This is a genomic window from Desulfobotulus mexicanus, from assembly GCF_006175995.1.
GTDB classification, from domain to species: domain Bacteria; phylum Desulfobacterota; class Desulfobacteria; order Desulfobacterales; family ASO4-4; genus Desulfobotulus; species Desulfobotulus mexicanus.
The window spans coordinates 25,152-49,519 of sequence record NZ_VDMB01000004.1; the positions used below are offsets into that span (position 1 = coordinate 25,152).

Annotated in this window: 20 protein-coding genes and 2 tRNA genes; 7 read left to right on the forward strand and 15 right to left on the reverse strand. The window is 48.1% G+C overall.

Features of this window, described 5'->3' with window-relative positions; genetic code table 11:
- Positions 1-3 precede the first annotated feature (3 nt).
- The 3 genes from FIM25_RS04475 to FIM25_RS04485 form a co-directional block, all read right to left on the reverse strand.
- Positions 4-1,128 carry an efflux RND transporter periplasmic adaptor subunit gene (locus FIM25_RS04475; protein WP_179953159.1) on the reverse strand — a complete coding sequence of 375 codons (1,125 nt, stop codon included), beginning with the start codon at positions 1,126-1,128 and terminating at the stop codon, positions 4-6.
- Between the two features lie 2 nt (positions 1,129-1,130).
- Positions 1,131-2,498 (reverse strand): TolC family protein, encoded by a 1,368-nt coding sequence (locus tag FIM25_RS04480; protein ID WP_139446758.1) that lies wholly within the window; start codon positions 2,496-2,498, stop codon positions 1,131-1,133.
- 161 nt (positions 2,499-2,659) lie between these two features.
- Positions 2,660-2,863, reverse strand: coding sequence for a SlyX family protein (locus tag FIM25_RS04485; protein ID WP_139446759.1), 204 nt, complete (start codon positions 2,861-2,863; stop codon positions 2,660-2,662).
- Between the two features lie 258 nt (positions 2,864-3,121).
- On the opposite strand from FIM25_RS04485, the gene pgsA reads away from it, so the two are divergent.
- From pgsA to FIM25_RS04510, 5 genes are all read left to right on the forward strand, one after another.
- On the forward strand, positions 3,122-3,688 hold the full coding sequence (gene pgsA, locus FIM25_RS04490; RefSeq protein ID WP_139446761.1) for a CDP-diacylglycerol--glycerol-3-phosphate 3-phosphatidyltransferase: 567 nt from the start codon (positions 3,122-3,124) through the stop codon (positions 3,686-3,688).
- 85 nt (positions 3,689-3,773) lie between these two features.
- Positions 3,774-3,848 (forward strand) — tRNA-Gly (locus FIM25_RS04495).
- An 8-nt stretch (positions 3,849-3,856) separates the two neighbouring features.
- Positions 3,857-3,931 (forward strand) — tRNA-Cys (locus FIM25_RS04500).
- 77 nt (positions 3,932-4,008) lie between these two features.
- Positions 4,009-4,338: a DUF503 domain-containing protein gene (locus tag FIM25_RS04505; protein ID WP_139446763.1), complete on the forward strand. Its 330-nt coding sequence runs from the start codon at positions 4,009-4,011 to the stop codon at positions 4,336-4,338.
- 184 nt (positions 4,339-4,522) lie between these two features.
- The gene (locus tag FIM25_RS04510) at positions 4,523-7,915 is read left to right on the forward strand and encodes a PAS domain S-box protein (RefSeq protein WP_139446765.1); all 3,393 of its coding nucleotides are present in this window, start codon (positions 4,523-4,525) and stop codon (positions 7,913-7,915) included.
- A gap of 121 nt (positions 7,916-8,036) precedes the next feature.
- On the opposite strand, the gene FIM25_RS04515 is transcribed toward FIM25_RS04510, so the two are convergent.
- Together FIM25_RS04515 and FIM25_RS04520 are read right to left on the reverse strand one after the other, a co-directional pair.
- The gene (locus FIM25_RS04515) at positions 8,037-9,839 is read right to left on the reverse strand and encodes an acyl-CoA dehydrogenase (RefSeq protein ID WP_139446767.1); all 1,803 of its coding nucleotides are present in this window, start codon (positions 9,837-9,839) and stop codon (positions 8,037-8,039) included.
- A gap of 312 nt (positions 9,840-10,151) precedes the next feature.
- Positions 10,152-11,528 (reverse strand): acetyl-CoA hydrolase/transferase family protein, encoded by a 1,377-nt coding sequence (locus FIM25_RS04520; RefSeq protein ID WP_139446768.1) that lies wholly within the window; start codon positions 11,526-11,528, stop codon positions 10,152-10,154.
- Positions 11,529-12,111: 583 nt separating this feature from the next.
- Here FIM25_RS04520 and FIM25_RS04525 point away from each other — a divergent pair.
- Entirely contained in the window at positions 12,112-12,543 is a 432-nt protein-coding gene (locus FIM25_RS04525) for a hypothetical protein (RefSeq protein WP_179953160.1), read from the forward strand.
- 128 nt (positions 12,544-12,671) lie between these two features.
- Here FIM25_RS04525 and FIM25_RS04530 read toward each other — a convergent pair whose 3' ends face one another.
- The 8 genes from FIM25_RS04530 to FIM25_RS04565 form a co-directional block, all read right to left on the reverse strand.
- The gene (locus FIM25_RS04530; protein WP_139446771.1) at positions 12,672-13,742 is read right to left on the reverse strand and encodes a DUF933 domain-containing protein; all 1,071 of its coding nucleotides are present in this window, start codon (positions 13,740-13,742) and stop codon (positions 12,672-12,674) included.
- Positions 13,743-13,769: 27 nt separating this feature from the next.
- Positions 13,770-14,594, reverse strand: a complete 825-nt coding sequence (gene queF / locus FIM25_RS04535; RefSeq protein ID WP_139446772.1) for an NADPH-dependent 7-cyano-7-deazaguanine reductase QueF — start codon at positions 14,592-14,594, stop codon at positions 13,770-13,772.
- 1 nt (position 14,595) lies between these two features.
- On the reverse strand, positions 14,596-15,273 hold the full coding sequence (queC, locus tag FIM25_RS04540) for a 7-cyano-7-deazaguanine synthase QueC (RefSeq protein ID WP_139446774.1): 678 nt from the start codon (positions 15,271-15,273) through the stop codon (positions 14,596-14,598).
- Positions 15,274-15,291: 18 nt separating this feature from the next.
- Entirely contained in the window at positions 15,292-15,909 is a 618-nt protein-coding gene (locus tag FIM25_RS04545) for a 7-carboxy-7-deazaguanine synthase QueE (protein WP_179953161.1), read from the reverse strand.
- Complete coding sequence (locus tag FIM25_RS04550) at positions 15,893-16,309, reverse strand: 6-pyruvoyl trahydropterin synthase family protein (RefSeq protein WP_139446777.1); 417 nt, start codon at positions 16,307-16,309, stop codon at positions 15,893-15,895. Before FIM25_RS04550 ends, FIM25_RS04545 begins: the two co-directional genes overlap by 17 nt.
- A 130-nt stretch (positions 16,310-16,439) precedes the next feature.
- Entirely contained in the window at positions 16,440-18,476 is a 2,037-nt protein-coding gene (locus FIM25_RS04555) for a SpoIIE family protein phosphatase (RefSeq protein ID WP_179953162.1), read from the reverse strand.
- An 86-nt stretch (positions 18,477-18,562) separates the two neighbouring features.
- Positions 18,563-18,967 carry an ATP-binding protein gene (locus tag FIM25_RS04560; protein ID WP_139446780.1) on the reverse strand — a complete coding sequence of 135 codons (405 nt, stop codon included), beginning with the start codon at positions 18,965-18,967 and terminating at the stop codon, positions 18,563-18,565.
- Between the two features lie 9 nt (positions 18,968-18,976).
- Complete coding sequence (locus tag FIM25_RS04565; RefSeq protein ID WP_139446781.1) at positions 18,977-19,309, reverse strand: STAS domain-containing protein; 333 nt, start codon at positions 19,307-19,309, stop codon at positions 18,977-18,979.
- 155 nt (positions 19,310-19,464) lie between these two features.
- On the opposite strand from FIM25_RS04565, the gene FIM25_RS04570 reads away from it, so the two are divergent.
- The gene (locus tag FIM25_RS04570; RefSeq protein WP_179953163.1) at positions 19,465-20,694 is read left to right on the forward strand and encodes a glycosyltransferase family 4 protein; all 1,230 of its coding nucleotides are present in this window, start codon (positions 19,465-19,467) and stop codon (positions 20,692-20,694) included.
- 130 nt (positions 20,695-20,824) lie between these two features.
- Here FIM25_RS04570 and FIM25_RS04575 read toward each other — a convergent pair whose 3' ends face one another.
- Positions 20,825-22,234, reverse strand: a complete 1,410-nt coding sequence (locus FIM25_RS04575; protein WP_246052019.1) for a sigma-54-dependent transcriptional regulator — start codon at positions 22,232-22,234, stop codon at positions 20,825-20,827.
- Positions 22,231-24,231, reverse strand: coding sequence for a c-type heme family protein (locus FIM25_RS04580; protein WP_139446784.1), 2,001 nt, complete (start codon positions 24,229-24,231; stop codon positions 22,231-22,233). The genes FIM25_RS04575 and FIM25_RS04580 overlap by 4 nt, the downstream gene beginning before the upstream one ends.
- Between the last annotated feature and the right edge of the window lie 137 nt (positions 24,232-24,368).

The window sequence follows — 24,368 nt, forward strand, 5'->3', positions numbered from 1 at the left end:
GGATCAGAGTTCCCCGGTATCATGGATTTCTTTAATGATGCTGAGCGACTGGCCGTCTCTGAGATCCCTCTGGCCCACCACCACCACCCTTTCCCCTTTGGTGAGGCCGGAAAGAATCTCCACCTGCCATCCTTCCTGTACACCTAAGGTGACCTCACGCTTTTCGGCCCGGCCCTTGTCATCCACAAATACGGAATGGGTATTTCCCGATGAAATTACAGCATAGATGGGCAGCGTCAGGGCCATGGGACTGCTTTTTTTGACTATGTCCACCCTTGCAAACATGTCAGGAAGAATAACTTCGTCCGGATTTTCAATGCGGATTTCCATATCATAGAGTCTTGCCATACCCTCTGCGGATCGGGAAAAACGGTGCAGGGTGCCAGTGAAGGTCTGGCCTCCCAGGGCATCGATGCGGACGCTGAAAGTATCCACTCCGCGCACGGCATGGATATCGGATTCGGGAATGCCGACGGTAACTTTGACGGGATTGAGCTTGAGGATTTCAGCCACAGGATCGCCCACAGACACAAATTGCCCCGGTTCAGCGAGCATACGGTTTAGAACGCCGTCCATGTCCGCTTCAATGAGGCAGCGATCCAGCTGAAGTCTGGCCGTTTCCATGGCAGACCGGGTCCGTTCCAGTTCCGCCACAGCCGTATCCAGAAGGGATCGGCTGGCCAGTTTTTCATCGTGCAGCTCCCTGAGACGACCGTGGGATGCTCTGGCCGTTTCAAAGGCGGCTTTGGCCGCATTGTAGCTGTTGCGATAATCCCGCTCATCCAGACGGTACAAAGCTGTTCCTGCTTTGATGTGACTGCCTTCCTCCGCCAGCCGGTCGGCAACTTTTCCTGCAACTTCTGCACTGACGGTGAGGCGCACCCAGGGGCTTATTATGCCGGGAAGGTTGATGCGGTCGCTGATTTCAGAGGGGTGAAGAACGAGAACAACCACATTGGTTCCAGTTTCTTCCTGAGCCGATGCCGTACTGCGCTCTTCGGCCAGTCGTTCCCCCTTGCGGGACACGGCCATGGCCATGGTAATTACAAGGATTAACATCAGCAAAAGAACCAGAAGGGGTATTTTGCTGAACCATGGGCTTTTGAACGTTGTTTTTTCTTCGGGCATATTCATGGGCTCATCACAGTTTCAGGGTTATGGGTTTTCTTGTTCTCTCTGGTGTTTTTCAGTCTGCCAGTGGCATGATCCAGTGCCAGACGGGCCAGATGGGTGTCTAGGCGGGTTGTGGCAAGGCTGCTTTGGGCTGTTAACATAAGGCTGTTTGCATCCATAAGATCCAGAATATTGGCAAGGCCTACCTCAAATTGGCGGCTCACCGCCTGATAGTTTTCCGTGGCAAAGAGCAGCTGATCTTCCAGGGCCTGCAGGCTGCCCAAGGCTTTTTCAAGGCCGTGCCAGGCCCGCCGGACTTCCAGGGTGATATCCCGCACTATCTGATTGTACTGAAAAGCCGCCATGCGTTTTTCTGCCTGGGCTTCCCGGATGCGGGCAGGTACAAGACCGCCGGTGTACAGGGGGACCGCCAGCTCAAGACCCACGGAAAGGGATGTTGTATCACTGTGCTCGGAAGGGGAGGGTCGGGTATCCTGATAACGGGCGGACCAGGAAAGGGTGGGCCAGATTCCGCCTTTTTCAATCTGGATTTTATCTTCGGCCATTTCCAGCCTGAGCTTCAGGGACTGTATTTCCGGTCTTGCATCCAAAGCTTCCTGAATAAGGCTGGCAAGGCTTTCTTCGGGACGGGAGGCCTGAGCTGCAGAAGGTGGCATTAGGGTAAAATCCGGTGGAAGATTGACCAGAGCTATTAGCATGGACCGCTGGTCCTCAAGAATTTCCCGGGCAGCACTATGGCGGCTTTTCGCCCCGGAAAGGGCTGCCTGGGTGCGCAGCAGATCCGGTCTTGTGGCATCGCTGAGGCGAAGCCTTGTGCGGACTTCCTCCAGATGGCGCTCAAGCCGGAGGATTTCAGCTTTCTCAATGCGGATTTCCTCTTCAGCACGGATCATCTGATAAAAGCGGCTGCCCACTTCCAGAAGATAGGCTGTGGTAATGCTCTGAAGATCCCGACCGGATTGTTCTATGGCTTTTTTACTCATCTGGAGAGCAGTCCATTCTTTCCCGTTCAGGGTAATGCTTTGCCCGAGGCGCAGCCCAAAGGTATTCAGGCGGTCAGGATCCATATGGCTTCGGTCCGGATAAAAGCTGTGGCCGGCAAAGGCTTCCACATGGGGGCGAATGGCGGATCTGGCCTGATCCTGTACGGATCTTGCCATGTTTAGGGATTCTTTTGCCATGTGGATACGGTCGGCTTCCCGCACAGCCATGGTATATAGTTCATCGAGGTGGAAAGAATGATTCTGATCCGGCTCTGTCCCGGCTTGCAGCACAGGGGGGAGAAAGAGGAGGATCAGGGCAAAAATCATGAGAAAAGTTGTAGCAAAAGGAATCTTTTGCTTTATGTAAAGGGAATTACGCATAAGAGATATGATTCTCGCTTTTTAGAATGGAAGGTCTCTACAGCATCTCCGCTGGTCTGCAGGATATATAAGGTCTTGTTCTTTGGATGTCTGTCTGGAATCTGTGAATATTTGTAACAGAATGTGCAGAAGATGAGATGTCTTCTTTGGAATGCGTTATCTTAATAATGGGGTGGTTTTTCATTGAGTATACCCTCATTGGTATTGTCTGCCAGAGATTGTAAACGACGGTCCAGCATTTTGTAAAGATACTGAAGACGGTCAATTTCTTTTTGCTGCCCAAAGACCACGTCGCTGAGCTCCTGAAGCAGTTTTTCCTGATAAGCCAGGCGGGTTTCCAGTGCGATGATATCTTCTGTTTTCATTGACCATTGCTCCTGTTTAAGCGAATAATATTCTGACCGGATTTTATGGTATTATTTTTTCGTGTGACTGTTCATAAGTCCGTAGTCTCTACTCTTTTACCTCTTATTAAAGTGGAGGCAGGAAAAAAGCCCCTGCCTGTGCTTGCAAAGAGACAGAGGATTGTGTAACCAAGTGATGCAGAAGTCAAGCCTGCAGAGGTTTCCTTTCCCCACTGGCCCCATAGTATACTAACGATTGAACTACAAAGGTTGTTTCTTATGATACTGGAAGATAAACCCTGGCTGGCACGCCTGCTCCATCCCAACGCACTGACCCTTTACAGGGTAGCATCTGTTCCTCTTCTTGTGGTTCTCATGCTTAGTCCCAGCCGCTGGGCTGCTTTTTTTGCAGCACTGGTTTTTTCCCTTGCAGCCATTACTGATTTTCTCGATGGTTTTATGGCCCGCCGTATGGGACTGATTTCCCAGTTTGGTAAGATAATGGACCCCCTTGCCGATAAACTTCTTATATCCAGCGCTTTTATCATGCTGGTGAGCCTGGGGCGTGTGGAAGGCTGGATTGTCTGCCTGATTATAGGCAGGGAGCTTGCCATTACAGGGCTTCGGAGTATTCTTGCCTCCAGTGGTGCGGATGTGGCTGCCACAACGGTGGCCAAATGGAAAACTGGTTTTCAGATAGGTGCAGTGATCCCGCTTCTTCTCCATTACCCTTATTTCGGGTTGAATTTCCATGTGGCAGGAACCTGGGTTCTGTGGGTGGCTTTGGTGCTGACCGTATGGTCCGGCGTTGATTATGTGGTCCGTGCCCGGAGGCTTATTTTTTGAAAAAGATTTTCTTTTTTGGAAGGAAAGCGTTTTTTCAATTGACATACAGACCGGGATTTCCTAAATACAGTCCCGTTCTCACTGAGCGGGAATAACTCAGTGGTAGAGTGCAACCTTGCCAAGGTTGAAGTCGCGGGTTCAAATCCCGTTTCCCGCTCCAAATTTTATGGCGGCATAGCCAAGTGGTAAGGCAGAGGCCTGCAAAGCCTTTATTCCCCGGTTCAAATCCGGGTGCCGCCTCCATAAAAAATACTGATAAAGATCAGCTTCGGCTGGTCTTTTTTTGTTTTATGGCTTTGATGGATATTCGGGGGTGAGAAGTGAAGAATCAAAGGCTGCCAAAGGGCAAGGGCATGGTCTGTGCTGTGGGAGTACTGGTTTTCCGTATTCATGGATGCCGTTCCCTCAAGGAAAAGCGGGGAGCTATCCGCCCTGTTATGTCAAAACTTAAAAATCATTTTAATGCGGCCATTGCCGAAGTTGCCTCCCAGGATATCTACCAGCGTGCAGAGATCGGTTTTTCTCTGGTGGGTAACGAGACAGGCCATGTGAATGCCATGGCGGATAATCTTATGCGCATGGCGGATTCATTTGCTGGTGTGGAACTTGTGGATTCGGATTTTGAAATTTTCCACTACAGTGAATTCTGATTCTTGTTTTAAAAGAAAAATATCTGTTTTCTTTTAGGAAAGATTGACTTTCATCTCCGTGTATGTTCCTTATCAATGGTTTTATGCCGGGGTTTAATGCTGGTCCTTGTTAAAAAATTCTGTATTTTTTCTAAAATTCGGGACCTGACATGGATTTGACCTTTGTGAAGGATGATAAGATTTGATGGCATGGCTGAGAAAGAATGTAAAAGTCTGGGGCGTTCCGGCTGCGGCTTTTTTATTGATGGTTCTGGTCGCAGTGGTTTTGGTTTTACGTCTGGGTGAACATATGAAAGAGGCATTCAGGGAAGATATCTTGCTTATGGCGGGGATATCCCTTGGCCTCTTTTTTATTATGATTGCTTATTTTGTCTGGCAGTCCATATGGATGAGGGGTGAACTGAAAGCCCGCAGAAATGCCGAGATTGCTCTGTCAAGAAAATCCCGCATCGATGAAATTTTTGCACGCTATTCAAGGTCTCTGATTTTATCGGAAAATATGATGGAAGCCACGTTGTATGTACTGGAAGCTGCCCATGAACTTACGGGCAGCCGTGTAGGCTATGCTGGCTATATTGATCCCCTTACGGGTCATCTGGTTTGTCCGGTGGGTTCCGGTCAGCTGAATAACCACAGGGTATTGCATGCGGAACCCCTGGAGCTGGAGAATTTTTCAGGTGTCTGGGGGGAGGTTCTGCGTCATGGGCATCCTGTTTATGCCAGTGTGGATGGTGGCAGAAACCTTTCCATTCCTACCCGTGACGGGCAGATGTCCGTCAGCTATCTTCTTTCAGTACCTGCCATGGCAGGGGATCAGCTGGTGGGACAAATCACCCTGGGAGACGGCTCTCATCCCTACACGGATACGGATCTGCGGGTTATGGAAAAACTGGCGGATCTTTTTTCCCTGGCCATCCGCAAGATGCTGGCCATGGATGCTTTAAAAGAAAGTGAAAGTCGTTTCCGTGTCGCCTTTAAAACCATACCCGATGCCCTTGTAATGACACGTTTTTCGGATCATATGCTGGTGGACGTGAATGATGGTTTTGTCAAGATGAGCGGGTTTAAAGCCGAGGAAGTGCGGGGAAGAACCACGGAGGATTTGCGTTTGTGGGTTGATCCTGAGGAACGGGATAGCTTTTTTGAGCGCATGCGCAGCGAAGGAATGGTGGAGGATTTCGAAGCCCGTTTCCGGATAAAGGACGGCAGAACAATTCATGCACTGATGTCGGCTTCCAGAACTCTGCTCCATGGATGCCCCCATATTCTTTCCGTTATCAGAGGCGTGGATCATATCCGTGAAGCGGAAAATCAGTTGCGCAAGGAACGTTCTTTTCTGTCCAAGGTGGTGGAAACCAGTCCTTCCGGCATTATTGCAGCCAATGCTGATGGTCGCATTGTTTTTGCAAACCAGAAGGTTGCAGAGATTCTTGGAATGGAAGTTTCTTCCATTATGAAGCGGACGCTTTTTGACGAGGTCTGGGAAGTAACTGATCATGACTTAAAGCCCTTGTCCGTTGAAAAAACCATCTTTTATCTGGCCAGAGAAAGCCGGAAGCCCCTTTCCAATATCTGTCATGCAGTAAAGGGTGGCCATGGCAGGCGTGTATATCTGTCGGTTAATGCTGCATCCCTCTGGCTGGAGGATGGCTCTCTGGACATGGTTGTTGTGGGTCTTGACAATATTTCAGAACAGGTGAAAGGAGAGCGTTCTCTTCTGGAAACAAGGGGACGCCTGCACAGCCTTCTTGCCAGTCTTCCCGTGATATTATGGGCCATAGATGGTGAAGGACGAATAACCTTTTTTGAAGGCAAGGGAACTCAGTCTGTTGTTATGCCCGAGGGAGGGCTGGTGGGCGTACAGGCAAGGGAGCGATATGCCGGAGTTCCCCTGATGCTCAGGAGTATTGAAAAAGTGCTGGGCGGTGAAAGTGTTTCCATCACTGTACAGATCCGGGGAAGGTATTTTGAGCTGTCAGGCGTTCCTCTCTGGGATGCTTCAGGCAATGTTACGGGCGCTTCGGGTGTGGCTTCGGATGTGACAGAACGTATCCGGGCCGAGGTGGACCGTATCCGTCTTTCAGCAGCCATAGAGCAGGTGGCGGAAAGTATTGTTGTAACGGACAGGCAGGCCAGCATCCTCTATGTTAATCCGGCCTTTGAAAGAATTACAGGCTGGCACAAAGATGAGGTACTGGGAAAAACTCCTGCCATTCTGAGCAGTGGGTATCATGGGAAAAGTTTTTATGAGGAAATGTGGCAGACCCTTCTTTCGGGAAAGGTCTGGCAGGGTTATATAACCAATCGCAAAAAGGACGGGTCCTGTTACGATGAAGAGGTGAGTATTTCACCCATTCTGGACAATACGGGCAGTGTTATTAATTTTGTAGCCGTAAAGCGGGATGTGAGTCTGGAGAGAAGCCTTGAAAGGCAGCTCCGGCAGGCCCAGAAAATGGAAGCCATTGGTACTCTTGCCGGTGGTATTGCCCACGATTTTAACAATATTCTCTTTCCCATTATCGGATTTACTGAACTGGCTCTGGAGAGTCTTCCCCAGAACCGTATAGAAAAAAAATATTTGAGAAGTATTCTGACAGCCGCCCACAGGGCAAGGGAACTTGTCTGGCAGATTCTTACCTTCAGCCGCAGAAACGATGAAAAGGAACACAGCAATGTTTATGTTCAATCTGTTGTGAAAGAAGCCTTGAAGCTTCTGCGGGCTTCCATTCCATCCACCATTGAAATCCGCCATGACATTGAAAGTGGTGATGCCAGAGTTTTTGCGGACCCTACCCAGATTCATCAGGTTGTCATGAATCTTTGTACCAACGCCTATCATGCCATGGAAGCCGGAGGCATTCTGACGGTGGAACTGCATACCCTGAATCTTACAGAAGACAGGCCGGCCGACCTGCATCCGGGTATCAGGGCGGGCGCCTGGCAGCTGCTTTCCGTTCAGGATACGGGATCTGGTATTGATTCAGCCACTATGGAGAGAATTTTTGATCCCTATTTCACCACTAAAGAACAGGGTAAGGGAACAGGGCTGGGGCTGGCAACGGTTCATGGTATTGTAACTGGATGTGGTGGCTATATTCAGGTCCGTAGTACACCGGGAAAGGGTACTGTTTTTCTTGTGTATCTGCCTGTTGGCACAAGGGATGAAGGTGTACGTTTCACAGATGATCATGAAGCTGTGATTGGTGGCAAGGGGCATGTGCTGCTGGTGGATGATGAGACTCTGATTGTGGAGATGCTTCAGGATACCCTGACAGGTCTGGGTTATGAGGTCACAGGATGCTGGTCCAGCATAGAAGCTCTGGATATATTCAGGCGTATGCCTGAAAATTACGACCTTCTGATTACGGATCAGACCATGCCGGGAATGACTGGTACGGTTCTGGCTGCTGAAATACAGAAAATAAGAAAAGGTCTTCCCGTGATTCTCTGCTCGGGTTTCAGTGAAGCCCTTGATAGGGAAGTTCTCCGTAAAAGCGGCATTGTGGATTGCGTAATGAAGCCCGTTATACGCAAAGACATTGCAAAGGCCGTTCACATGGCTTTGTCTGGAATCTGAAGGAGCTTTATAAAAAGATACCGATGCACCGGGGAAGATGCATCGGCAGACGACTTCCGGCGGGGGCGTTGTCGGAAGCCATGATATGAAAGCCGGGTAAAGTCCCGGCTTTTTTTTTGTATTAGCCGCCGAATCCTGCATCTTCCATGTCAACGGCAGCGCCGTCCATGACCTGAATGGCGGTGAGCCTGCCGGCGGTGATGGGCAGTTGTGTGTTAATGAAGAAACGGGCCGTAGTTACCTGTCCGTTGTAGAAGGCATCATCTTTTTTCTTCTGTCCGATTTTAGGGGCAGCGATGGCAGCTCTCCACAGGAGCATCCATGCCATGCAGAGATCTCCAGTAGACTCCAGGAAGGGGTGACTGAAGGCAAATGCATCCAGTACCTTGTCACTGCCTGCGGCTTTGCCCAGAATGGCAGCGGTTTCTGTATAGGTATTGAAAAGTTTTTCAAGGTTTTCAGCCAGTGCTTTTGTGGCCTCAACACCCTTTGCAAGTTCTATGGTTTTACGGATCTCTTCAAGGAAGGCCATAAATGCAGCGCCCTTTTTCATGCCCATTTTACGACCAATGAGGTCTATGGACTGGATGCCGTTGGTTCCTTCGTAAATCTGGAATATGCGGCAGTCCCGGAGAAGCTGGGCTACAGGGTACTCTTCGATATAACCATAGCCGCCATATACCTGTACGCCGTGGGAGCAGACCTCAAAGGCCTTGTCCGTGATATAACCTTTTATAATGGGGGTGAGAACTTCCTCAAGGTTGCGGAGACGCTCCTTTTCCTCGGGGCTGTCGGTGAGCTTATGCCTGTCCTGTACCATGCCGTTGAAATAGATCAGGCTGCGCATACCATCTACCATGCTTTTCATGATCATAAGCTGACGGCGTACATCCGGGTGGCGGATAATGGCGGCGGGGCCTGCTTCCGGAGGATCTGTCATGTGCTTGGTCTGTATGCGCTGACGGGCATAATCCAGGGCATACATATAGGAGGCCGTGGCATTGGCAAAGCCCTGAAGGCCTACCATCTGACGGGCTTCGTTCATCATCTGGAACATGTGGGCCATACCCTTGTTCTCTTCACCGATGAGGGTGCCGATGCACTCGCCTTTGCCGCCCAGGGTGAGGGAGCAGGTGGCGTTGCCGTGCAGACCCATTTTATGTTCAATACCGGTGCATACCACGTCGTTGAATTCGCCCGGACTGCCATCAGGGTTTATACGGTATTTGGGTACAAGGAAAAGGGAGATACCGCGGGTGCCTGCGGGAGCGCCTTCTATGCGGGCCAGAGTAGGATGAATGATATTTTCCACCATGTCCTGCTCTCCACCGGAGATGAAGATTTTGGAGCCGGTGATGGAATAAGTGCCATCGGGATTGCGTTTGGCTACTGAGGTAAGAGCGCCTACGTCGGAACCGGCTTCGGGTTCCGTAAGAAGCATTGTGCCTGCCCATTTGCCCGAATACATGTTTTTAAGAACCTGATCCTTCTGCTCCTTTGTGCCGTAGCTTTCGATCATGCGGGCTGCACCGTGGGTAAGCATGTTGAAAAGCATAAAGGAGTTGCAGGCACCATAAAAATACTCATTGGCTGCAAGGCCCACGGAGGTGGGCATTCCCTGTCCCCCCCATTCCTGGGAATCACTCATGGCCAGCCACTGACCATCGCAATAGGTTTTGTAGACTTTATGGTAGGCTTCGGGAACTTTCACCTCGCCTGCATCGAATACACAGCCGGGGCTGTCGCTGATTTTTTGCAGGGGAAGGATTTCTTTGATGGCAAGGTTTCTGGCTTCCGTGACAATGAGGTCAACGGTTTTGCGGTTAAAGTCAGAAAAAAGTTCGTTTTTTGCAAGCTCTGCTACTTCAAACTGCTCATGAAGAACAAAATCTACATCGCGGCGGTCGGCAATCAGTTGGGCCATCTGGAGTCTCCTTTTAGGGATTTTGGTGAAAGATTTATATTCCTTACGACAGGTATCATTATTATTAAAGTCTTATGATGATGCAATCGGGTGTTTTACTTTTCTGCCCGGATAAGAAAAATTTGTGGTTCTGTTTCGGGTGCTGATAATTCTCTCCCTTCCTTAATACGAAAGACTTTTTCCGGGGGGAGGTAAGAATTTTCTGATCAAACGATGACTGAATTCTAAAACCATGTTTTGTTGTTTTTTGCAATGCCTGTGTACATATCCGGTAAAATCTGGTTTTAAATTAAAATAAGATCCGCTTATTTTTTAGGCAGTTTTGAGCAAAAGCCCCTGACTTTGAATTTTATGTTTTCGGTCTCCAGCACGCCATATTCCCATTTTTTGGGCTTCTTCTACCAGTTCGTCACGAAAATCCGGATGTGCTATGGAAATAAGTGCTTCTGCCCTCTCCCATGTGGATTTACCTTTCAGGTTGACCTTGCCGTATTCCGTGACCACCCAATGGGTTACAGTACGGGGAACCGTGATAATGGAACCTGGTGTGAAGGTGGGGCGGATGCGGGAAATCAGCTCTCCGTCCTTTCCTTTTGTGGTGGAGGAAAGGCAGATAAAACTTTTACCGCCAGGGGCATGGTAGGCACCGAAGGTATAGTCAAACTGACCACCGGTACCGGATATATGACGGGGGCCTGAAGACTCACTGGAAATCTGCCCGAATAGATCCACCTCCACGGCATTGTTGATGGCAACCATGTTTTCATTCATGGAAATATTTGAGGGTTTGTTGACAAAATCCACGGAATAGCTGGCACAGAATGGGTTTTTGTCAAGAAAATCATAGAGTTTCTGGGAGCCAAGGGCAAAGGTATAGGCCATTTTGCCGGGGCAGTATCTGGTGTATTTGCAGGTGATGCGACCGGCCTCAAACATATCCACAAAGGAGTCTGCCAGCATTTCCGTATGAACTCCAAGATCCTTGAGATCAGACTCTGCTATCATTTTACCCACAGCATTGGGCATACCCCCTATACCCAGCTGAATACAGGAGCCATCCTGAATTTCTTCCATGATGAGTCTTGCAATGCGGGTATCAATTTCCGAAGGCGTGGAGGAGGGGAGCTGGAAAAGGGGTTTGTGGTCGGATTCCACAATCAGATCTACGTCATCAATGTGGATACCCTCATTGAATCCGCCATAGCATTGGGGAATATTGCGGTTTACTTCCACAATCACTTTTTTTGCTTTTCTGGCAACGGCCATCTGTATGGAATTGGATGTGCCGAAATTGAAATATCCCCTTTCATCCATGGGTGCTACGGCTACAAGAAAGGCATCTGAATCAATGACATCATAGTGTCCCGGTCCTTCATGGAAAAGGAAGGGTATATAAAAACAATTGCCCGCATCGTGGAGCTTTCTGTCTCCTCCGGAAAAATGCCAGTTATTATAAATAATACGGGTAGCTGACGGGTCTGCTTTGGCAACGGCTGCAAGGCCCGGGAAAGTCATGGCTCTGACTTTAACATCTTCCAGTTCATGGACCCGGGCTGCAAGGGCAGCATCCAGTGTCAGGGGAGCGCAGGCAAAATTACCGTAATCCACCCAGTCTCCGGAACGGATTTCAGCTACTGCCTGCTCGGGGCTGCGCATTTTTTTATTATAAGATACCAGATAAGAGCTCATTTATTCCTCCTTGGTGGTCCCTGTGGGGAAAAATATCGTCAGCTGAATTTTCTGACAGGTCTGATTGAGTCTGCATCTTGTCTGATAGTCATTATTGCCATAAGCGTGCCATGGCACCATTTTTCCTGGGAAGGTATGTGTAGCTTAGGTTTATTATATAAACTCAACAAAGGCGGCTTTCTTTTGTCTATCTTGTAATTGATTGATATTCAATCGGTATTAAATGGTCGTATGATTAAGAAAAGATTTCTTAATCTTATTTCTCACATTCATGGATTTTATCTTTTTCGATGGAAATAAGCTATGGGGGAGATCTTGGGATGTTTGGGTATTGGGGTACAGGCAGGGCGAATTCACCACATATGTTTATTCTGTCTGTAAAAATAATGTTTAAAAACAAGGCTTTTTTAATTGTGTGGCGGTTTCGCTCCATTATGGGAGGGTTTATTGCCTTTTTTTAGGAAATACCATGTTGGTACAGTTTGAAAAAAATGGTTTTTCTCTGTATCTCCAGAACTTTTGCCGCATATCCTTTATCTCATTGGCGTTCTTTGAGGGTGCGGATAAGGATTTGCCTTTCAAAATGATTCATGGAATGACGGAGATTCATTTCACTGAGGAAATCGTCCGGACTTTTGGTGCTGAGCTGATGGATATTTCCCCTGAAGCTTTCCGAAAAAAATTATCCAGAGGACGGCATAGGGTGAGTCATTATATGAAGGGAATCTGCGGCCATGTGGATGCCTCCAATCCCTGTCGCTGCACCCACAAGGTGAGGCCTTTTTCAGATATGGGTATGCTGGATGCGGATCATCTGCGCTTTCACAGGCCGGAGGGTGTACGGGTGAGGGAAGTGATGGGGGAACGCATCATGCGCTTTGAGAAAAGCTACTATGACCCGTTTCTTGCCCGGTTCAGGGATCAGCCCTTTTATGACTCACCGGACATGGCGGATTGGCTGAATGGTATTTTGAAAAATGATGACTTTAAAAATCTGTTCCATCTAAATCAATGAGGGATGCTTCAAAGGAAAAAGTGCTGACTTGAATACCTGCCCCTGGGAATGGTTTTTACGTCTCCTGTTTTACAGGGGCACCCTTTACGGGTACCCGCTGGCAGACTCTGGGACAGACCTTGTTTTTATTAGACTTTGAAACGGATATTAAGAATATCTCCGTCTTCTACCCTGTAATCTTTGCCGTTGACAGAGAGTTTCCCCGCTTTTTTAATTTCCGCCTCACTGCCCAGAGCCATGAGTTCATCGTATTTGATAACTTCCGCACGGATAAAACCACGCTCCAGGTCAGAATGGATGACTCCGGCGGCTTTGGGTGCAGGTGCATCCCTGCGTACCAGCCATTGGCGCACCTCATCTTTGCCCACGGTGAAAAAGCTGATACGCCCGAGGGCTTCAAGGGCAGTGCGGGTTAAAAGACCAAGGGCTGGCTCTGCTATGCCCAGATCCTCAAGAAAAGCTGCTTTTTCTCCTGCATCTTCCAGAAGGGCGATTTCTGACTCCATGCCTGCGCATATCTGAAGGACAGCCATATGATCCCTCTGGCTTCGCTCCTCTATGGTGGCGGGGATTTTGCCGTCTGCTATGGCATCTTCACCGGTATTGAGAACCACCAGCATCTGCTTGCGGGTAATCAGGGGATAGCTGCGGATCAGGGCTTCTTCCTCATCACTGATGTCAAAAAGGCGTAAGGGTTTTTCTTCTTCAAGGTGGGCCTGCATGCGCTGGAGCAGGGCAAATTCCTTTTTCTGATCCTCATCCTTAATTTTTTTGAGACTGAGCTCCAGACGTTCCAGTCGCTTTTCCACAAAAATCTGATCGTGAATGAGAAGTTCCGAACAGACCATTTCCGTATCCCGAACAGCATCCACATGGCCATCCACATGGAAAATGGATTCATCCTCAAAGGCACGTATCACAAGGCAGATGGCATCCATATCCGCAATATCCTGAAAAATACTGCCTTTGGAAATGGTTTCCTTTTCCATTTTTGGCAAAAGAACAAAGTCTATGCGTGCAGGCTGCTCTTTTTTGGGTTCATACATGGCCACCAGTTTATCAAAGCGGGGATCCAGAATATCCGCTGTTCCGGGTATGGGCTTGCTAAGCTGGGTGCCTTCAGGAATCTGTGTTCCAGTGAGTATGGTAAACAGGGTTTTTTTGCCGCTCTGGGGCAGACCGATAATGCCGACCTTCATGTGATTATATCCTCTTTATTTTTATATTTACTGCCGGAAATCCCTTTCATTGGGCATGGTGCAGGAATGGGTGCTTCTGAAAGGATTGATGTCAATACCGCCCCTGCGGGTAAATCTGGCTGAAACCATGAGGTTTTCCGGTCTGCATCTTTCAAGGATGCAGCAGAAGATGGTTTCTGCACAGGATTCATGGAAACCAGTATGCTCCCTTAAGCTGACAACATACCGCAGAAGACTTTCATGGCAGATGGACTGGCCCGTATAGGTAATGTGTACCGTTGCCCAGTCCGGCTGACCCGTGACAGGGCAGTGGCTTCGCAGAAGCCTGGAAAATAGTTTTTCTGAGACAATAACCTTACTGTTTTTTGTTTCCGGAAGTACCGGTTTTTCCGCATCAAAAGACAGAGAGTCTATGCACAGCCCTTCCGGTTCTTTCGGCCTGAGATATGAGAAATCTTCCGGCATGTAGAGCCTAAGGCCAATTTTTGCCTGCACGATGCCACTGATATCACGGATTAAGCTTGCTTTCAGCTCTTCGATACCGGATATGTGGGTCATATTGAAGCTGTTGAGGTAGAGCTTTAAAGATTTGGATTCCACAAGAAAAGGGCTGTCTGCAGGAATACGGATTTCCGCCACAGCCAGCAGGGGCTTTCCGTTTTCATCCAGCCATGAAAGCTCCCAGCAGTTCCAGATGTCTTCCCCATAAAAGGGCAGGCCCTTTTCAGTAGAAATACCCAGTGTCTGACGTGCAAGACTTCGTGGTACGGGGCAAAGCTGGGAGGGGTCATACTGGCGGCTGAACTCCACGGTCCGGCCCAGGGGCAGGGCAGAGATATATTTATCTTCCATTTTATTTGTCCGGATTTTCGTAGCTGGTGGGGTCCATTCCTTCTTCATGCCTCAGGGCATGGCTGCGTTCGATGCAGGCACTGCAACGGCCACAGTGAAGGGCTCCTCCCTTGTAACAGGTCCAGGTTCTGGTAAAATCCACATCCAGTGAACGGCCAAGATCCGCAATCTGTTTTTTGTCCAGATCCGCATAGGGAAAAGAGAGCCGCACCTTGTTATCGGTGCCCAGACGGACGGCCTCATCAAAGGCCGTATTGAATTCCTTGCGGCAGTCAGGGTACAGGGCGTGGTCTCCGCTGTGGGATGCCAGCAGTACTTCCGAAGCACCAATGGATTCAGCATATCCAACGGCAATGCTCATCATGATGGGATTGCGGAAGGGAACAATGGTCTGGGACATGTTTTCGCTTTTATAGGGGCCTTCAGGAACAGGCGGGCCTGTGTGGAAGAGGGCAGAGGAAAAAAGTTCAGCCATGAAACCAAGAGATACAATTTTGTGAGAGATTCCCAGTTTTCTACAGGTGGATGCTGCCAAAGGCAGTTCTTTATGGTTATGACGGGAACCGTAATCAAAGCTTAAAGCAGCGGTTTTTTTTCCCCTTGAAATCAAATCGTAAAGAAGGACGGTGGAATCCATACCACCGGAAAGAACAAGAACACAGTCTGTGCAGCCGGACATGAAAACTCCTTTATTTAATCAGACACCTTTTTTCCTGTCATGGACAAGAATATGCAGCCGGGGGCAGAAGTGATACCCATGCTTCCTGCAGGTTTCCCAAAGCAGGGGCATACGCTGAAGCTGCTCTTCCCGGCTGGCTCCCAAGGCCATCAGCCATATTTTTTCCGGAGGAAAGCCGGTTTCCTGAATGGCAGTAAGCACCGGTTCCGGGTCTTCTTCCATGAGAGGTTTCAGGGCAAAGGCCCTTTTGGAAATTTCAGGTGATGGCCATTGTCCGGGTTTAGGTGAAAGCACTACCTTTCCCTGAACATTTTCAGGAATACCGGCCCTGCCACTGCTTTCATACTGGACTTCAAGTCCTTGATCCATAAGGCTGGATTCAAGGTCCTGCAGGCCTGTCTGCCACTGTAGAAAGGGTTCTCCACCGGTGATGACCACAAGGGAGGTTTTGTATGAAAGAATTTCATCCAGAACTTTTTCTTCGGAAAATTCTTTTCCCTTTTCCAGAGCTTCGCTGGTATCGCAGAAGCTGCAGTAGGGCTTAACACATCCGGAAAGTCTAAGAAAAACAGCAGGTCTTCCGGAAAAGGGGCCTTCTCCCTGTATGGAATGAAAAAGCTCATGAACACAGAGCATGGCTTTCCTCCCAGCTGGCCCAGGCGTTTTCGGTTTCATGGACACAGATACGCAGCAGGCGGTAATTGGGGCCCTGCAGGTGGGGCTGTAAACGGTTGAAAATGGTTTTTGCCATATTTTCCGCCGTTGGAATTTCGTTTCTGTAGTCATCCAGCTCGTTCAGGCAGGCATGGTCGTATTCCGAAAGGACATACTGATAAACGATTTTTTTCAGTTCAGAAAAATTTAAAATCCAGCCGCAGGCATTTGTTGTACCAGAAAGCGTCACCCGCAACCGGTAACTGTGACCATGGATGCGGGCGCAGGGGCCAAAAATATCTGTATTTTCTTCATCCGTCAGGTGGGCAAGGGCCAGACGGTGAGCCGCTTCAAAGCGGAACTCTCGGGTAATTGAAAGCATGGGCCACCTCTTTATTCAACAGTCAGGGGAGGGAGAATTTTTATAGCGGGCTGCCACTCGTCCGCAAAACCGAAAAAATATATACCAGAATCCATTTTATGACAAGCCTGGTTTCATGATGAAAATATACTCAGCCCGGATGTCTTCCCGAATAACGCAGACAGAGCATGGTGATGTCATCGGAGGGTTCTGCCGTACCCACATGGGCTGCCACATCATTTTCAACAATCTCAAGGATATATTTCGGGCTTTGTCCCTGAAGGCCCGTAAGGGTTCTGATGAGGCGGGGATCGGAGTAGAGAACCTGCTCCGTATCCATGGCCTCGGTGACTCCGTCTGTATAAACAAAAAGAGTGTCATCGGGTTCAAGCTGAATTTCAAGGGTATGGTAGGGCATATCCTCCATAGCACCCACCAGGGGACCACTGCGGCCTGTCATGAACTCAGGAGGTTTGCCTGAAGATATTTTTACCGGCGGGTTATGTCCGCCATTGGCATAAACAAGAAGCCCCGTATCCAGATCCAGAACGCCGATAAAGAGGGTGACGAACATGGAGTTGGGATTACTGGAAGCAAGATCATTGTTCATGGTGGTCATTATTCTGGCAGGGTCCTTTTCCCTTGCTGCCGCTGACCTGAGAAGGGTTCTGCTGATGGCCATGAACAGGGATGCGGGAACACCCTTGCCGGAAACATCCCCCACTGCAAAGCAGAAATGTTTTTCATCCATGAAAAAGAAATCATAGAGATCTCCACCCACTTCTCTTGCCGGTTCCAGGCTGGCAAAAAGATCAAATTCAGAATGATTCGGAAAAGGTGGAAAAGTTTTGGGCAGAAGACCCAGCTGAATTTCTCTGGCAACACTGAGCTCACCTTCCATCCGTTCATTGGCAGCCGTAGTTTCCATAAGGCAGCGGATGTTGTCACGCAGGGAGGCTTCCATGAAAATAAGGGCCTTTGCAAGGCGGCCCACCTCATCCTGATGGCGTCCAGGAAGATGTTCAATGGCTCCGCACAGGGCCTGATCTGAGGTGAAATCCGAATCCGGCAGGGCTTTGGCAAAGGCTGCAAGGGTATCGAGGGGACGGGTCATGCGATTAGATATCCAGAAACCCAGTGCCATGCTTACCAGAAAAAGACCTGCAATGATAAAACTTAAACGCTGCACAAGAGCCTGGGCGGGTGCACGGATTTCATCGCTATAGGCAATGGCTGCCACATACCACCCAAGGGTTCTGAAGTAGGTGCAGAAAATGACACGCTCCCTCATTTCTCCTTTAAGATCCGGGAGAACCATGCGGATGGATTCCCGGCTTCCGGAAGCAGCCAGATTCTGAAGTTCTTTAAAAACGGGTCTCATGGTTTCCGGGTGAAGGATGGTGAGCAGATCCGGATCTTCATTTTTTGAAGGGATAAGTATTTCGCCACTCCTGTCAAAAAGAATCAGGGAACCGGATCTTGCAATGCGGATTGTTTCAAAGTTGGACTTAAGATTGTCCAGCATTTCTTTTTTTTTACGTTCTCCCTCATGTTCCAGTGCTTCTATGTCTGCCACGGCTCCCAGCACCCAGTCCATGTCAGGATAATGAACAAACCAGCCGAATTTTTTTCTGCCCTTTCCATCGTTTCCAAAGGTCCAGAAAAAAGTGGTGCTGGCTGTTCCCAATCGTCTGGCTTCATCATTTACGGCATCGGCCAGTGGAAATCCTTTGATATCCTCCATCTGATTCAGATTGCTGTTACGGATATCCGCATCCGGATGGGCAATGAGAACACCTTCCTTGTTCAGAACAAGAAATTCTGTACCATCCAGGGAAGCAAGGCCGCTGATCCAGTCAAGGGCAAGGTCTTGTTTCTTTTTAAGATCATCAGGAGATATGTCTTTAGGAGAAAAAATCAGATCAAAACTACTTCGGGCCACAGTAACCATGGATTCCAGGGCCTGCCTGTGTGCCTTGACAGCATCAACCCTGCTGTAGAGAAGACTGCGGTATCCGCTGCGTATGTTAAGCTCAGCCAGATCCAGAACGTTCTGCACACTGCGCTGCTCTGCTTCGGACATGGCCTGTACACCGTCTTTATGGGTAAAATACAGAACAGGTACAGCCACAAGGGTAAGCACCAGAGCAATAAGGATGCATATTCTGGTTTTCAGGGAATGAAGCATGAACGTACCCCTTTTACTGGATGATTGGATACAGGGATTGGTGAATGGATGATGGTGCAGCATAAAAGCTGTCCGTGGATACTGAGTCAGTGGATACCAAAATGCATGCTTAAGATATTTCTGTTTTCTTCCCTTCGGTATGTCACTTTGTCTGTGAACTTACGGATAAAGTGGATACCAAGGCCACCGATCTCCCTTTCATCAATGCCAAGGGAAGTATCGGGGTCAGGCAGGGAAAGAATATTGAAAGCCTCTCCTTCATCATGGATTTCAACCATAAAAAAAGACTCATCAGTATAACAGAAAATTTCTGTAATACCTGAGCCTTCAGGATATGCGTAGGAACAGATGTTAACAAAGGCTTCTTCCAGAACGAGGGCAAGTTTTATGCATTTTCCGGGGTCAAGACCTGCAGCTTCGGCCTCTTCTCCAGTGAAAACCAGAACGGTTTCAAGCTTATCGAGTACAGCCTCAACCCGGATTTTTTTCATGGTAACCGCCTATTCCATACCCGCAAGGGCAGCCTCAATGGAATCATACATGGTGAAAATTGCGCCGAATCCTGAAATATCAAAAACTTCTCTGACCGTTCCCGTGACATTGGCCATGACCATTTTACCGGACTTGGCCTTCAGGCTTTTAGCCGTTGCAAGAATAACCCGCAGACCTGCGCTGCTTATGTATTCCAGTTTTTCAAAATCAAGAATAAAAAGACTTTCTTTTTCAAGGAACTCTTTCATGCCATTTTCATAGGCAGGGGCGGTTACTGCATCGATTCTTCCCTGAACAGATACAATCATGGTATTGTTTTCTTTTTTACTGGTAATTTCCATATTTTTTTCCTTTTAAATTGTCAGAAAAATGATAGGGCTTGATTTCTTTACAGACTATGCCATGGCATCCTAAGGCTTGCCAGTTTTTTTTATATGAAAGCCAGCTGTTTTTAATGCGGGCAAGGGTATTTTTGAAGAATATTAAAGAGGACAGAATGAAAATACTTTATCTGCTGAGCCAGAAACCGGGTTTTACAGGTAGCGGGTTTTATGTCCGATCGCTTATCAGAGAAGCTTTCAGCGCAAATCATGATGTTTTTCTTTTATCTGTCATGGAAAAGGGGGAGTCTGTCCCCATACCTCATATATCGCCTGAAAACAGTCGGGAGATCCGCTTTTCTACAGAAGAATTGCCTTTTTTAATACCTGGTATGAGTGATGTAATGCCATATCCCAGTACATGTTTTAAAAATATGACTTCGTATCACTTGGATTTATATGAAACTGTTTTAAAAAATCATATCAGAAATGCGGTGGAAAAATTTCGCCCTGATATCATCCACAGCAATCATCTCTGGCTGATGTCCGCCTTTGCAGCAGAGCTGTACCCGGATATTCCCATTATCATCAGCTGCCATGGTACGGATATCAGACAGATGAATCTCTGTTCCCATCTGAGACAAAGGGTAGCTGAAGGCTGCATAAGGGCAGATGGTATCATTGCCCTGAGCCTTGCCCAAAAAGAAGAAATTTCTCTTCTTTACGGTATTTCTCCTTCAAAAATCATGGTTGCAGGAATAGGATTCAATGAAAAACTTTTTTCACCTGCCTTTAAACCTCCCGTGCCTCCCGTAAACATTCTCTATGCAGGTAAAATATCCTTTTCCAAGGGAGTATTCTGGCTTCTCAAGGCCATAGAACATATTAAAGCCCCACAGGCTTCTTTTCATCTTTTTCTTGCGGGTTCCGGCTCCGGTACGGAATATGAAACCTGTCTTCGTATGGCAAAATCCATGGAAGACCGGGTAAGTCTTATGGGGATGCTGAGCCAGAAAGAGCTGGCGGCAAGGATGAAAAAGGCCCATATTTTCATCCTTCCGTCGTTTTTCGAAGGCCTTCCCCTTGTGCTCTTTGAAGCCCTTGCCTCTGGCTGCCGGGTGATAGCCACGGATCTTCCCGGAACATCCGAAATTGCAGCCCATGCAGACCAGGATCTTATCCGTCTGATACAGCTGCCTCCCCTTGAAACCATAGACAGACCCTTTGAAAAAGACATGCCGGATATGATTGTAAAACTTTCGCATATTCTGACAGAGGAGGTAGGACGGGTATCTGAGAATCCCTTTGTGGATAATGAAAAAATGAGCAACCTCATTCAGCCCTTCACATGGAAAGAAGTGTTCAGAAGGATTGAGACTTTCTATGCAAAATTGTCATCTTTCTGATTTTCATGGAATACCCGTTTCATATCCTCATTTTGCATATCCGGATTCATCCTGCAGAAAAGCAGACACTGGACAAAAATACCATGTCCGGCCTCAGGAAGGTGTCCATGGTCTGACAACAGCTAATTCTTTAGCCGGCTCTGTAAGATTCCGCATCCATTCTGTAACGACGGATGATTTTCTGCAGAGACTGGCGCTGGATACCGGAGAGTCTCGCTGCCTGGGAGATGTTTCCCGATGTTTTTTTGAGAAGATGATCCAGATATTTTCTGGTAAAACGGGACAAAACCTCTTCTTTGATCTGCTGATAGGGAAGATCCATATCCGGGCAGTTGAAGTCTGAAAAAAAATCCGGACATTTTTGCAATAGGCTGGTATTTCCGGCAGCTTTTTTAATTTCTTTTTCGGCTGTCATGACACAGAGACCTTGCAGGGTGTTTTCCAGTTCCCTTGCGTTGCCAGGCCATTGGGCAGCCATGAATTCTTCAAGAAGAAGAGGAGAGATACGTTTTTTTTCCATCTTCAGCAGACATGCGGTTTTTTCCAGAAAATGCTCCGTCAGAAGGGGGATATCCTCCCGGATTTCCCGCAGGGCAGGCATGGTGATGGTGGCGACATTGAGACGATAAAAGAGGTCTGCCCTGAAGGTGTTATCCTCGATCTTTTTTTCAAGATTCTGATGGGTTGCTGCAATAATTCTCACATCAAGTTTTTTGCTCCGGTCACTTCCTAAGGGCTGGATTTCCTTTTCCTGAAGAACCCGCAGCAGTTTAGCCTGAAGGCTTAAGGGCAGATCTCCTATTTCATCGAGAAAAAGACTTCCTCCTTCTGCCGCCACAAAATACCCGGCCCTGTCCTTTACAGCTCCAGTAAATGCCCCCCGTGTATAACCGAAAAGCTCGCTTTCCAGCATGGATTCCGGTATGGCAGGGCAGTTCACCGTAATCAACGGGCCTCCCCGCCTTGGGCTGTTTTCGTGTATTGCCCTGGCAGCCAGCTCCTTTCCCGTTCCCGTTTCTCCTGAGATAAGAACCGAAACATCGGTGCGGGCCAGCATGCGGATTTTTTCATAGATACTGCGCATGGGAGCCGACTGGCCGATTAGTCCCGGAACCGAGGTGCAGACCATCCTGGAAAGACGAATGTTTTCCCGTATGAGCCTGTTGTGTTCAAAACCCTTTCTTATGACATGGATCAGGGTTTCTGTTTTAAAGGGCTTGGGAATAAAATCATAGGCTCCCTCACGGATGGCGGAAACCGCAGCTGCAATGGTTCCGTAGCCGGTCATGAAAATAATGGAAAGTTTGGGATCTTTTTTATGGATTTCCCGGAGCAGGGAAAGGCCGTCCATACCGGGCATACGAATATCCGTGAGCACAAGATCCACGGGTTCCTTTGAAAGAAGTCTCAGCGCTTCTTCTGCACTGGAGGCAGTATGAATATCACATAAAATTTCTGCGAGCAGGGTCCGACGCAGTCCGGAAAGCAGATCCGTCTCATCATCCACAATCAGCAGAACATCTTTTGGGATATCCATCATTCTTTCTCCAGGGGCAGAGACAGGGTAAAGGTGCTTCCCACGCCGGGAATGCTATCCACAGAAATTTCTCCACCATGGCGTACAACAATGCCATAGGCTATTGCAAGACCAAGACCTGTGCCTTTCTGGTCTGCACGGGTGGTGAAGAAGGGCTCAAAAATCCGGCTGACATTGCTTTTGGATATGCCTTTGCCTGTATCTTTTATATCAAAAACGACTTTCTCCCCCATTTGCCGGGATACAATTTCTATCTGTCCACCGGCATCAGTGGCCTGGATGGCGTTGAGAATAAGATTCATCCATAGCTGCTGCATCTGTTGGGGGTCCGCCGTTACTGAAGGAAAATCCGGAAGGGGCGCGAACAGAACCCGGATACCTCTGCTCTGGATTTCCCTTGAAAGCACCTGAAGTATGTCCCCTATGATTTCATGCATATCAAGAGATTTGTACTGTACAGGGCCTGTTCTTGAAAAATCCAGCAGAGCTTCCACCACTTTTTTACATATATGACTGTGCTTAAGGATGACTTTAACATCTTGCTTTATCTGTTCATTTTCTTCAGAGGCCTTTTCAATGAGACTGGCATAGAGTTCGATTACACCAAGGGGATTGTTGATTTCATGGGCAACACCTGCAGCCAGCTCTCCTATGGAAGTCAGCCTGTCCGTCTGGGCAAGGTGGGCATCCATACGTTTTTTTTCCGTTATATCCCGCAAGGTGGCTTCAAAATCCGGAATTTCAGCACAGGTTCCGGGTCTTGCCAGGCTGGACAGGAGGATATCCCTTTTTTCTCCCCTGCGGTTGACTATGCGTATTTCCATATCATGGATACAACCTTCATTCTGCAGAATTCCCCAGATTTTACGGACATGCTTGCCATCCCAGAAAAGCTGATACACAGACTCGATGTCAAGGGCTTCTTCCATACTGGTAAAACCAAAAAGTGACAGTCCTGCCGTATTGATGTCCGTAAGGCGTCCGCCCCTGCTTACCAGAATGGCCTCGGGAGCTGTTTCAAAAAGACTTCTGTATTTGGTTTCACTGGTTTTCAGCTCCTGATGGAGCTGCTTGAGTTTATCTGCCAGAAGATAAAGGTTCTGCTGAAGCTGGTTTGCTTCATCCTCTTGGGGTAGAGCAGGAAATAGGTCTTGGACCGAAGATGTTGGACCATATATTTTTTTAAAATTATTTAAAATTTCCCTTAAATTCAAGACCACTGTTTTATGGAACAAAAGGTAGAAAAGAAGAAGCAGTGAAAAAAGGGAAAGGGCAGTAACAAAAAAAATGACCCATGCCTTTTCCTGAATACGGGTAAGGGTAGGATCTATGGGAAGATACAGGGTTTCTGCAGCTACCACATCACCAACCTGATAGTAAAAGCTGGCCTGATCTCCGTAGATAAAAAGCATTTCTTCGGGGGCATCCGCAGGTGAGCCATGGCAGGAAAGACAGTCTTTTTCAACATAAACAGGTGTCATATGCACAAAATATGCGTGGCCGTTTTTCTTAAGGTTGCCGCTCCAGTCCGTCTGTGAAGGATTTTCATGGAACCACCGAATCCGTTCAGCCTCAAAGGCATCCGCAAGGTTTGCAGGATTTCTTGGATCAAGAGCCGCTCTTTTGTAGGTAAACTCAGGGAAGTGATCATGGAGACGGTTCATTATTTCTCTGGAAACATAGGAAGTACTCATGGCCTCCAGAATAAAAAAATCCGAATCGGAATTTTTTTGCATGCGGGGCCGCAGAACTTCCTTCACATAATCACGACTGGACTGAGCCATGGCCATGAAAAGCGTGGTTTTCTGATGCAGAATACCGAAATATTCACTGCGCAGATAATAATATTCCATTAGTGCAGCAGCCACGCAAAAAAGGAAAACAATGGCAGCGGCTCCCAGGCGGAATCTTTTTTTTATACTGAAATCTGGCATAGTCTGGATATGAAATTCCGGAGTGAAAATAAATGGCAGTTTTTGTACTTGCCAGCTTTGTATCATTGCAAGACACCCTGACTATTGGGAAGTAACCTTACAATCGTTTAGGATTGCGTCACGAACAAATAGTCAGGGTGTCTGTACATCCACCAGACAGCTGCCTTTTTTAGACAGCGAAGATGGTTCTGAACAGTTTCAAA

Bases quoted from the DNA above. Each gene is read 5' to 3' on its own strand.
- FIM25_RS04475 (WP_179953159.1), bottom strand. From the start codon at position 1,128: ATGCCCGAAGAAAAAACAACGTTCAAAAGCCCATGGTTCAGCAAAATA.
- FIM25_RS04480 (WP_139446758.1), bottom strand. From the start codon at position 2,498: ATGCGTAATTCCCTTTACATAAAGCAAAAGATTCCTTTTGCTACAACT.
- FIM25_RS04485 (WP_139446759.1), bottom strand. From the start codon at position 2,863: ATGAAAACAGAAGATATCATCGCACTGGAAACCCGCCTGGCTTATCAG.
- pgsA (WP_139446761.1), top strand. From the start codon at position 3,122: ATGATACTGGAAGATAAACCCTGGCTGGCACGCCTGCTCCATCCCAAC.
- FIM25_RS04510 (WP_139446765.1), top strand. From the start codon at position 4,523: ATGGCATGGCTGAGAAAGAATGTAAAAGTCTGGGGCGTTCCGGCTGCG.
- FIM25_RS04515 (WP_139446767.1), bottom strand. From the start codon at position 9,839: ATGGCCCAACTGATTGCCGACCGCCGCGATGTAGATTTTGTTCTTCAT.
- FIM25_RS04520 (WP_139446768.1), bottom strand. From the start codon at position 11,528: ATGAGCTCTTATCTGGTATCTTATAATAAAAAAATGCGCAGCCCCGAG.
- FIM25_RS04525 (WP_179953160.1), top strand. From the start codon at position 12,112: ATGATTCATGGAATGACGGAGATTCATTTCACTGAGGAAATCGTCCGG.
- FIM25_RS04530 (WP_139446771.1), bottom strand. From the start codon at position 13,742: ATGAAGGTCGGCATTATCGGTCTGCCCCAGAGCGGCAAAAAAACCCTG.
- queF (WP_139446772.1), bottom strand. From the start codon at position 14,594: ATGGAAGATAAATATATCTCTGCCCTGCCCCTGGGCCGGACCGTGGAG.
- queC (WP_139446774.1), bottom strand. From the start codon at position 15,273: ATGTCCGGCTGCACAGACTGTGTTCTTGTTCTTTCCGGTGGTATGGAT.
- FIM25_RS04545 (WP_179953161.1), bottom strand. From the start codon at position 15,909: ATGCTCTGTGTTCATGAGCTTTTTCATTCCATACAGGGAGAAGGCCCC.
- FIM25_RS04550 (WP_139446777.1), bottom strand. From the start codon at position 16,309: ATGCTTTCAATTACCCGAGAGTTCCGCTTTGAAGCGGCTCACCGTCTG.
- FIM25_RS04555 (WP_179953162.1), bottom strand. From the start codon at position 18,476: ATGCTTCATTCCCTGAAAACCAGAATATGCATCCTTATTGCTCTGGTG.
- FIM25_RS04560 (WP_139446780.1), bottom strand. From the start codon at position 18,967: ATGAAAAAAATCCGGGTTGAGGCTGTACTCGATAAGCTTGAAACCGTT.
- FIM25_RS04565 (WP_139446781.1), bottom strand. From the start codon at position 19,309: ATGGAAATTACCAGTAAAAAAGAAAACAATACCATGATTGTATCTGTT.
- FIM25_RS04570 (WP_179953163.1), top strand. From the start codon at position 19,465: ATGAAAATACTTTATCTGCTGAGCCAGAAACCGGGTTTTACAGGTAGC.
- FIM25_RS04575 (WP_246052019.1), bottom strand. From the start codon at position 22,234: ATGATGGATATCCCAAAAGATGTTCTGCTGATTGTGGATGATGAGACG.
- FIM25_RS04580 (WP_139446784.1), bottom strand. From the start codon at position 24,231: ATGATACAAAGCTGGCAAGTACAAAAACTGCCATTTATTTTCACTCCG.